Source organism: bacterium, from assembly GCA_021372515.1.
Taxonomy (GTDB): domain Bacteria; phylum Gemmatimonadota; class Glassbacteria; order GWA2-58-10; family GWA2-58-10; genus JAJFUG01.
In genome coordinates, this window is record JAJFUG010000072.1 from 122,287 (window position 1) to 128,492 (window position 6,206).

Sequence of the window (6,206 nt, forward strand, 5' to 3'; positions counted from 1 at the left end):
GGCGAGCGATGCCAAGCAGGGGGAACCGGGCAATGATGCAGACCGTAAAACACAGAAAGCTGTCCGCTGCGGGCTGGCTGGTCCTGCTCGGCCTGGCGGGGCTGCTGTTCCAGGGTTGCTCGGGCTACCGCACCTACAACTCGCTGCACTGGGCCAAGGAGGCCTTCAAAGAGGGTAAAAAGGCCCAGGACAATGCCGGCAAGCGGCAGTACGGCCCCAGCGGACAACTCCTGCCCCAGGCCCGCTCCCAGGATTCCCAGCTCGGAGCGGTGGTGATCGGGCAGGAAAATTTCGAGGAGGCGGCCAAGAAATGCCTCTATTTCCTGAGCCAGAACACCAAGGGCCGCCGGGTGGATGACGCCCTGATGCTGATGGGCAAGGCGTTTTTCGAGCTGCACCGCTACATCCAGGCCGACAACACTTTCCAGAAGCTCCTGGACACCCAGCGCAAGAGCAAGTTCCGGGATGACGCCCAGTATTACCTGATACAGATTATGCTGCAGCAGAACCAGATGCCGCAGGCCGAGACCTCGATCGAGCACCTGATCGACGAGTTTCCCAAGAGCGAGTACCGTCCCCTGGCCCAGTTCCGCCTGGGGGAAAAATACCTCCAGATCGAGGACTACGACCGCGCCGCCGAGGTGTTCTTCGGAGTGCTGGGCAACTATCCCAAATTTAAATACAAGGGTGAGACCCTCTCCAACCTCGGTAAGATCTATTTCGAGAAGGACAGCCTGGACCGCGCTCTCTCGCTGTACGAGCGGCTGAACAAGGAGGGCCGCGACAGGGTGCAGCGCCGCGAGGGCCTTCTTGGCATGGCCCGCACCCGCAGCCGCGAGGGCCAGCACGATCAGTCTCTGGCCCTGTACCAGCGCGCCCTGTCCGAGGCCCGTTACGCCGATGAGCGGGCCGAGTCCTGGGTCGGCGTCTACGTGGAATACACGTTCATGGGGCGCTCCAACGAGGCGCGCCGGGGGTTCGAGCAGATAATCGACGATTTCCCGAGGACCGACTATTCCGCCGCGGCCTGGTACGAACTGGGCCTTCTGTACAAGGGCTTCAAGGAGAGCGCCGAGCTGGATTCGATCCCCTGCGATTCGGTATCGCTCAATAGTTTCAAGCTCAACAGCAGTACACTCAAGCCGCTCGAAGGCCTCAGCCAGGACCTGTTGTCCCTGAAGCTGGCCGAGATGGCTTTCGGCAACGTGTCGCGGGAGTCCAATTACTCGCCCCTGGCCGAGCCCGCCCGCAAGCAGGGGGATGAGGTCGGGATGCTGTACCAGATATTCGAGCAGATGGAGGCCAGCGACTCGACCACCAGCCGGGATGCCCTGGCGCGGCTGCAGTTCCTGCTGGCCGAATTCCACCAGAACTCCGGCCAGACCGAGCGGGCCAGGACCGAGTACGAGCGGCTTCTGTTCGAGTACCCGAACACGATCTGGACCCCCAAGGCGGCGCTGAACCTGGCCTGGGTCTCGCGCGAGCTGGGCGACAGCCTGCGCAGCCGGCAGGCGCTCGAGCTGCTGGTGCAGAGTTTTCCCGACACCCGCTACGCCGACCAGGCCCGGGTGGAGCTGGGATTGCCCGCACCCGAGGAGCGGCCCGAGGGCTTTTTCTTGAACGAGCTGGCAGCCTACGCTCCGCCCAAGATCACCCGCGCCGAGGTTGGTCCGGGCGGTGCTGGCGGCGAGGCCGGCGGAGCGCCCGGCCACGAGACCTGGCTCCAGATGCGGCGCCGTCTGTACTGGAAAGCCCACAGCGCGGGAGGTGGGGCTTGAACCCTGCCTTCACGCGGGTCACTGTCACCGGCATCCGTCAGGCGGCCGGCGACACCCATGTCCTGACTTTCAGGGATGAATGCGCCGCGGCCGCGATCCAGCCCGGCCAGTTCTGCATGCTTTCGCCCGCACCGGGAGCCTCCTGCATCTACCTTCCCCGGCCTTTCAGCTATTTCCGCGCCCTGGATGACGGGCGGGTGGAGATACTGTTCCGCGCTCTGGGCCGCGGCACCCGCTGGATGGCCGGGCTGCGTCCGGGCGACAGCGTGGCGGTGTTCGGCCCGCTGGGCCGTCCGTTCCAGCTCGAGGCCGGGGCCGCGCGGGCCGTGCTGGTGGCGGGCGGGGTGGGGTTGCCGCCCCTGGCCCTCCTGGCCGAGCGCCTTCTTCGTCTGGAGCGTCCCCCGCGGATCGACCTGCTCTACGGTGAGACCCGTGGCGAACGGGTGGTGGAGCTGGGCGGAGTGCTACCGCCCGCGGTGCGTCTGTGGACCGCCAGCGAGGACGGCTCCACGGGGTTCCGGGGACGGGTGACCGAACTCTTGACCCAAAAAGTCTGGCCCACTCTCGATACTCCACCCGCGGTCTACACCTGCGGCCCGCGGGCCATGCTGGCCGCTCTGGCCGACATCCTGGGCGACGGGCGCGAGGTGCACTCTTTCCAGGCCTCCCTGGAGGAGAACATGGCCTGCGGCCACGGTATCTGCATGGGTTGCGCGGTGGAGCTGGCCACGGATGCGCCGCAGCCCTACTACAAACTCTGCTGCAAGGACGGGCCGGTGTTCAACGGTTTCGAGGTCAAATGGCGGTAGACCTGTCGGTGAACTGTCTGGGACTCGAGTTCCAGAACCCCGTGCTGGTGGCCAGCGGCACTTTCGGCTACGGCGACCAGTACGAGGACATAATGCCGATCCGCGAACTGGGCGCGCTGGTGACCAAGACCATCACCCCCCGCATGCGGCCCGGCAACCCGCCGCCCCGCGTGGTGGAGACCGACTCGGGCATGCTGAACACCATCGGCCTGGCCAATGTGGGGCAGGATGAGTTCCTGCGCGAAAAGCTCCCCTGGCTCGTCACCCACCGCGGCGCGGCCCGGGTGATAGTCAACGTGGCGGGGTTCGCGGAGGAGGAGTTCGCCGAGGTGGCCGCGGCCGTGGGGAGCGCCCCCGGGGTGGATGCCCTGGAGGTGAACCTGGGCTGTCCGAATGTCAAGGCCGGCTACATCCATTTCGGGGCTGACCCACAGAGCGTGCGGCGCATTGTCTCGCTTGTCCGCTCGCAGGTGGAACTGCCCATTGTCGCCAAGCTCAGCCCCAACGTGACCGACATCGCCGCCCTGGCCGAGGCCGCGGTGGCGGCCGGCGCGGATGCGGTCAGCCTGATCAACACCCTGCCTGGGATGAAGATCGACATCAACAGGCGCCGTCCGGTGCTGAGCCAGGGCTTCGGCGGGCTGTCGGGCCCGGCGGTGCGCCCGGTGGGCGTGGCCTGTGTCTACAAGGTCTACCGCCGTCTGGCCGAGGCCGGGATGAGCGCCCCCATCGTGGGGATCGGCGGGATCGGCTGCGGCAGCGACGCCCTGGAGTACATCCTGGCCGGGGCGAGCCTGGTCCAGGTGGGCACGGCCAGTTTCGTGCGCCCGCGGGCCGCGGCTGAGACAATCGAGGGCATCGCCGAAATCTGCGACCGTCAGGGTGTGACCGCCGTCACCGAGTTGGTGGGTGCGGCGCACCGGTCCTGAGCACTACATCATATACAACTGTCCGATTCAATCTGCGGGAGGACTCTCAACACATGGAAGCCAAGGCTGTCCTGGAGCTTTTCAGCCGCTACGATGCCTACTTAGAGGGACATTTCCGCCTGACCAGCGGCCTGCACAGCCCGCACTATTTCCAGTGCGCGCGCGTGCTTCAGCACCCCGAGGCCGCCGAGAAGCTGGGCCAGGCCCTGGGCGCACAGGTGAAAAAAGCCCTGGGCGGGGCGCTGCCGGATGCAGTGCTCTCGCCGGCCATGGGTGGACTTATCATCGGGCACGAGCTGGGGCGCTATTTCCGCTGCCGCGCGATTTTCGTGGAGCGCCAGGACGGGGTGATGACCCTGAGGCGGTTCAATCTCTCCCCGGGCGAAAAAGTGGTGGTGGTGGAGGACGTGGTCACCACCGGGGGCTCGCTCTCCGAGGCCGTACAGGTGGCGCGCAGCCTGGGGGCCAATGTCCTGGGGATCGCCTGCCTGGTCGACCGCACCGGCGGGGCGCACCTGGAGATGGGGCTGACCAGCCTGGTCAAGGCCAATGTGGTGACCTATCCGCCCGATAACTGCCCGCTCTGCCGGGAGGGCCTGCCGCTGGTCAAGCCGGGCAGCCGCAACGTATAATTCAGGGAACAGACAGGAAAGATAATAGATGCGGGATTTCTATCTCTACAACAGCCTCAGCCGGCGCAAGGAAAAGCTGGAACCCCTGGCGCCGCCCGAGGTGACGCTGTACTGCTGCGGCCCCACGGTCTACGATTTCGCCCACATCGGCAATTTCCGCACCTTCACCTTCGAGGACATCCTGCGGCGCAGCCTGGCCCTCTGCGGCTGGCGCGTGCGCGAGGTGATGAACCTGACCGACGTGGACGACAAGACAATCGCCGGGGCGGAGCGCGCCGGCCTGCCGCTCCGTCAGTACACCGACCGTTTCATCGAGGCGTTCTTCGCCGACCTGGACGAGCTGCGTATCCAGCGGGCCGAGCACTACCCGCGGGCCACGGACATGATCCCCGAGATCATCGCCCTGGTGCAGAGCCTTCTGGACAAGGATCACGCCTATGTCTCGGGCGGCTCGGTCTATTTCCGTCTGGACAGTTTCCCGCAGTACGGACGCCTGAGCGGGGTGGACCGCGGAGGGATCCTGGACGGGGCGCGGGTGGACAACGACAGCTACGACAAGGAGAGCGCCCGCGATTTCGTGCTCTGGAAAGGCGACCGCGAGGAGAGCGTGGGCTGGGAAAGCCCGTTCGGACGGGGACGGCCGGGCTGGCACATCGAGTGCTCGGCCATGAGCATGAAATATTTCGGCCCCAGCCTGGACCTGCACTGCGGCGGCGTGGACCTGATGTTCCCGCACCACGAGAACGAAATCGCCCAGAGCGAGGCGGCCACGGGACGCCAGTTCGTCAAATACTGGGTGCATGCCGAGCACTTGCTGGTCGAGGGTCGCAAGATGAGCAAGTCGCTCGGAAATTTTTACACTTTCCGCCAGTTGCGCGAGAAAGGCCACAGCGCCGCGTCATTGCGCTATCTGCTGGCCTCGACCCACTACCGGAGCCAGCTTAATTTCACTTTTGAGGCTCTCCAGGCGGCGGCTTCGGCGGTAAATCGCCTCCGGGATTTTAAAGTAAGACTTGACAGCTACCACCCTATCGTTGCAAATTACATTTCTGTCGATTTCTGGTGTCTTGAAGAATTCCGCGCCCGCCTGGCGGATGACCTGTCCGTGGGTGAGGCCCTGGCCCACTTGTTCGACTTTGTCCACGCGATCAACCGCCGGATGGATGTCGGCAGCCTGGGCGAGGCGGACCGCAACCGGGCTCTGCGGGAGCTGGCCGCGGTGGATGGCGTGCTGGACGTGCTCCGGCCGGACGGTGAAGTCGGCAGCGAGCTGGAAAAATACATCGAGGGTAAGATCGAAGAGCGTATCCGGGCGCGCCGCGAGCGGGATTTCCGACGGGCGGACGCGATCCGGGACGAGCTTCTGGAGCGCGGGGTGATCCTTGAGGATACCCCCGGCGGGACACGCTGGAAAATCCGTCAGTCAGACCCAGGCAATCGCGCCTGACCGTCGTTGAAAAAGCTTGACAAGCGAGTAGAAACGATTATATTCGCTTTATTTTCCTCTGCGCTGGAAGGCGGATGAAAACGACGGCTGGCGTAGCTCAATCGGTAGAGCAGCTGATTTGTAATCAGCAGGTTGCGGGTTCGAGTCCCATCGCCAGCTCCAGGTAAATCGGAGGGGTTCCCGAGCGGCCAAAGGGAACAGACTGTAAATCTGTCGGCGACGCCTTCGGAGGTTCGAATCCTCCCCCCTCCACCATGTTGAAAGACCTGCGGGAATAGCTCAGTTGGTAGAGCATCAGCCTTCCAAGCTGAGGGTCGCGGGTTCGAGTCCCGTTTCCCGCTCCAGTAGAGTTAATAGCGAGCCCACGTAGCTCAGTAGGTAGAGCGCGTCCTTGGTAAGGACGAGGTTCACCGGTTCGATCCCGGTCGTGGGCTCCATTTAACATCCGCGATTCTGGAGGATTTTCTTTCATGGCCAAGAAGAAATTCGAACGCAACAAGCCACACGTGAACGTGGGAACGATAGGTCACGTGGATCACGGCAAGACCACCCTGACCGCGGCGATCACGAAAGTGCTGGCGAAGAAGAATCTGGCGGATTTTGTGCCGTTT

Annotated in this window: 6 protein-coding genes and 4 tRNA genes; all 10 read left to right on the top strand. The window is 64.4% G+C overall.

Annotation, left to right across the window (positions count from 1 at the left end; genetic code table 11):
- Positions 1 to 32 precede the first annotated feature (32 nt).
- Positions 33 to 1,778 (top strand): tetratricopeptide repeat protein, encoded by a 1,746-nt coding sequence (locus tag LLH00_07535; protein ID MCE5271123.1) that lies wholly within the window; start codon positions 33 to 35, stop codon positions 1,776 to 1,778.
- Positions 1,775 to 2,587, top strand: coding sequence for a dihydroorotate dehydrogenase electron transfer subunit (locus LLH00_07540; protein ID MCE5271124.1), 813 nt, complete (start codon positions 1,775 to 1,777; stop codon positions 2,585 to 2,587). The genes LLH00_07535 and LLH00_07540 overlap by 4 nt, the downstream gene beginning before the upstream one ends.
- Positions 2,578 to 3,516 carry a dihydroorotate dehydrogenase gene (locus LLH00_07545; GenBank protein MCE5271125.1) on the top strand — a complete coding sequence of 313 codons (939 nt, stop codon included), beginning with the start codon at positions 2,578 to 2,580 and terminating at the stop codon, positions 3,514 to 3,516. The genes LLH00_07540 and LLH00_07545 overlap by 10 nt, the downstream gene beginning before the upstream one ends.
- A gap of 53 nt (positions 3,517 to 3,569) precedes the next feature.
- Positions 3,570 to 4,148 carry an orotate phosphoribosyltransferase gene (gene pyrE / locus LLH00_07550; GenBank protein ID MCE5271126.1) on the top strand — a complete coding sequence of 193 codons (579 nt, stop codon included), beginning with the start codon at positions 3,570 to 3,572 and terminating at the stop codon, positions 4,146 to 4,148.
- A gap of 28 nt (positions 4,149 to 4,176) precedes the next feature.
- The gene (gene cysS / locus LLH00_07555; protein ID MCE5271127.1) at positions 4,177 to 5,595 is read left to right on the top strand and encodes a cysteine--tRNA ligase; all 1,419 of its coding nucleotides are present in this window, start codon (positions 4,177 to 4,179) and stop codon (positions 5,593 to 5,595) included.
- An 86-nt stretch (positions 5,596 to 5,681) separates the two neighbouring features.
- Positions 5,682 to 5,757 (top strand) — tRNA-Thr (locus LLH00_07560).
- 8 nt (positions 5,758 to 5,765) lie between these two features.
- Positions 5,766 to 5,850, top strand: a tRNA-Tyr gene (locus LLH00_07565).
- A gap of 13 nt (positions 5,851 to 5,863) precedes the next feature.
- Positions 5,864 to 5,939 (top strand) — tRNA-Gly (locus tag LLH00_07570).
- 16 nt (positions 5,940 to 5,955) lie between these two features.
- Positions 5,956 to 6,032 (top strand) — tRNA-Thr (locus LLH00_07575).
- 33 nt (positions 6,033 to 6,065) lie between these two features.
- Positions 6,066 to 6,206, top strand: a 141-nt coding sequence (locus LLH00_07580; GenBank protein MCE5271128.1) for a GTP-binding protein, incomplete at its 3' end; no start/stop codon positions are given.

Excerpts from the sequence above, each read along its gene's own strand:
- pyrE (MCE5271126.1), top strand. The coding sequence starts at position 3,570 with ATGGAAGCCAAGGCTGTCCTGGAGCTTTTCAGCCGCTACGATGCCTAC.
- LLH00_07545 (MCE5271125.1), top strand. The coding sequence starts at position 2,578 with ATGGCGGTAGACCTGTCGGTGAACTGTCTGGGACTCGAGTTCCAGAAC.
- LLH00_07535 (MCE5271123.1), top strand. The coding sequence starts at position 33 with ATGATGCAGACCGTAAAACACAGAAAGCTGTCCGCTGCGGGCTGGCTG.
- cysS (MCE5271127.1), top strand. The coding sequence starts at position 4,177 with ATGCGGGATTTCTATCTCTACAACAGCCTCAGCCGGCGCAAGGAAAAG.